Annotated in this window: 3 protein-coding genes; all 3 read left to right on the top strand. The window is 73.6% G+C overall.

The genetic code is table 11. The annotated features are described in order from the left end of the window. The first annotated feature begins 31 nt into the window (after nucleotides 1-31). Nucleotides 32-1,219, top strand: a complete 1,188-nt coding sequence (locus AOK11_RS24880; protein WP_079035062.1) for a segregation and condensation protein A — start codon at nucleotides 32-34, stop codon at nucleotides 1,217-1,219. Beyond that, a complete protein-coding gene (scpB, locus tag AOK11_RS24875; RefSeq protein ID WP_055595968.1) occupies nucleotides 1,216-1,869 on the top strand; it encodes an SMC-Scp complex subunit ScpB in 654 nt (217 codons plus the stop codon). Before AOK11_RS24880 ends, scpB begins: the two co-directional genes overlap by 4 nt. 21 nt (nucleotides 1,870-1,890) lie before the next feature. Then, nucleotides 1,891-2,379, top strand: a 489-nt coding sequence (locus tag AOK11_RS24870; RefSeq protein WP_276204842.1) for a S4 domain-containing protein, incomplete at its 3' end; no start/stop codon positions are given.

Genomic DNA, 2,379 nt, shown 5'->3' with positions numbered 1-2,379 from the left:
GCGCGGACGGTAGCGGTAGCCTGCGGAGGCCATGACCTCGACCGACACCCCCGCCGCCGGACGCGGGCCGCGGCCCGGCCGCCGTGGCACGCTGGGGCGGGGGGCGGGGGGCGTGCCGCCGACGACACCGCCCGCGGAGGCGGGGGTGGAGCCGGACGCCGGTCTGCCGCCCGGGACGGCGCCCGCGGGCCCCGGGACGGGCGACGAACCGGCCGCCGGGCCCGTGGCGGCGGGTGCGGGGGACGCCGGATCGGGGACGCACGACCCGGAGCGTGCCGAGGGGCGCCCGAGGGCCGATGGAGCCGGGACGGCCGACGAGGCCGCGGGGCCCGAGGCGCTCGCGGGGTCCGAAGCGGTCGGGGCGGCGGAAGCGGCCGAGGAGGAGGGCGACGGCCGGTTCAAGGTCCGGTTGTCGAACTTCGAGGGACCGTTCGACCTGCTGCTTCAGCTGATCTCCAAGCACAAGCTGGACGTCACCGAGGTCGCGCTGTCCAGGGTGACCGACGAGTTCATGGCGTACATCCGGGCGCTGGGACCCGACTGGGACCTGGACGAGACGACCGAGTTCCTGGTCGTCGCGGCCACGCTGCTCGATCTCAAGGCGGCCCGCCTGCTGCCCGCCGCCGAGGTGGAGGACGAGGCCGACCTCGCCCTGCTGGAGGCCCGGGACCTGCTGTTCGCCCGCCTGCTCCAGTACCGCGCGTACAAGCGGATCGCGGAGATCTTCGGCCTGCGGCTGGACGAGGAGGCCCGGCGCCACCCCCGTACCGTGGGGCTCGAGCCGCACCACGCCGAGCTGCTCCCCGAGGTCGTCATCAGTATCGGCGCGGAGGAGTTCGCCCGGCTCGCCGTCAAGGCGATGCAGCCCAGGCCCAAGCCGCAGGTGTACGTCGACCACATCCACGCGCCGCTGGTCAGCGTGCAGGAGCAGGCCGGGATCGTGGTCGCGCGGCTGAGGGAGCTCGGCGAGGCCAGTTTCCGGGCCCTGACCGAGGACACGGACGACACCCTGACCGTCGTCGCCCGGTTCCTCGCGCTCCTGGAGCTGTACCGGGAGAAGGCCGTCGCCCTCGACCAGGAGACCGCGCTCGGCGAGCTGACCGTGCGCTGGACCGGCGGTGACGGGGCCGCCGCCCCCACGGTCACCGACGAGTTCGACCGACCGCCCGAAGCACCGGGAGAGCCGCCGGAGGAAGGAGAAGGGGTGAGCAGGACGTGAGTGAGGACACAGACGATGCTCCCGCGGGGCCGCGCACCGTCGCGGACCTCGAGCTCGGGCCCGCGCTGGAGGCGGTTCTCATGGTCGTGGACGAGCCCGCGACCGAGGAGCGGCTGGCGAAGATCCTGGAGCGGCCCCGACGGCAGGTCGCGGACGCGTTGCGGGCGCTGGCCGACGAGTACACCGTCCAGGGACGCGGCTTCGAACTGCGGCTCGTCGCCGGCGGCTGGCGTTTCTACAGCCGTCCCGAGTACGCCGCGGCCGTCGAGGGCTTCGTTCTGGACGGCCAGCAGGCCCGGCTCACCCAGGCCGCCCTGGAGACCCTCGCCGTGGTCGCCTACCGCCAGCCGGTCAGCCGCAGCAGGGTCTCCGCCGTGCGCGGAGTGAACTGCGACGGGGTCATGCGCACCCTGCTGCAGCGCGGTCTGGTCGAGGAGGCGGGCACGGAACCCGAAACAGGTGCGATCCTGTACACGACGACGAACTACTTCCTGGAGCGGATGGGCCTGCGCGGTCTGGACGAGCTCCCGGAGCTCGCGCCCTTCCTCCCCGAGGCGGAGGCGATCGAGGCCGAGACCCAGGAAGCCGTGCCGTCGTTCGATCCGGACGCCCCGGACCCGGACGACGGTCCATCCGACGAGCATGCTTAAAACGACAACAACGGAAATGTGATGCGAAGCAGCGGCAGCGGCAAGAGCGGCGGACGCGGTAACCCCCGCGGTTCCGGCGGCAACAGGGACCAGAAGCAGGGGCAGGGCCGCCCCGGCAAGCCCCGCCCGGAGGAGCGCCGCTACGACGTGGGACCCGGGTCCACCAAGGAGGGCCCGAAGTCCGGCCGCACCGGCGCCAAGCCGTCCGGCGGCTCCTCCCAGGGCTCCCGGTCCGGACAGAAGGGCGGCGGGGGCCGTACGGTTCCGGGCCGCTCGCGCGAATACGAGACGCGGATCGAGGAGCGCAACCGCGACCGGTACGCGGAGAAGAAGGACGTCAGGACCCCGAAGACCTTCCCGGGCGCCGAACAGGAGGGCGAGCGGTTGCAGAAGGTCCTCGCCCGCGCGGGGTACGGTTCCCGGCGCGCCTGCGAGGAGCTGATCGAGCAGGCGCGGGTCGAGATCAACGGCGAGATCGTGCTGGAGCAGGGCCGCCGGGTCGACCCGGCG

This window comes from Streptomyces hirsutus (assembly GCF_001418415.1).
Lineage (GTDB): Bacteria > Actinomycetota > Actinomycetes > Streptomycetales > Streptomycetaceae > Streptomyces > Streptomyces hirsutus.
The sequence above is the reverse complement of the archived record's forward strand: the minus strand, read 5'-3'. Positions and strand labels throughout refer to the sequence as shown.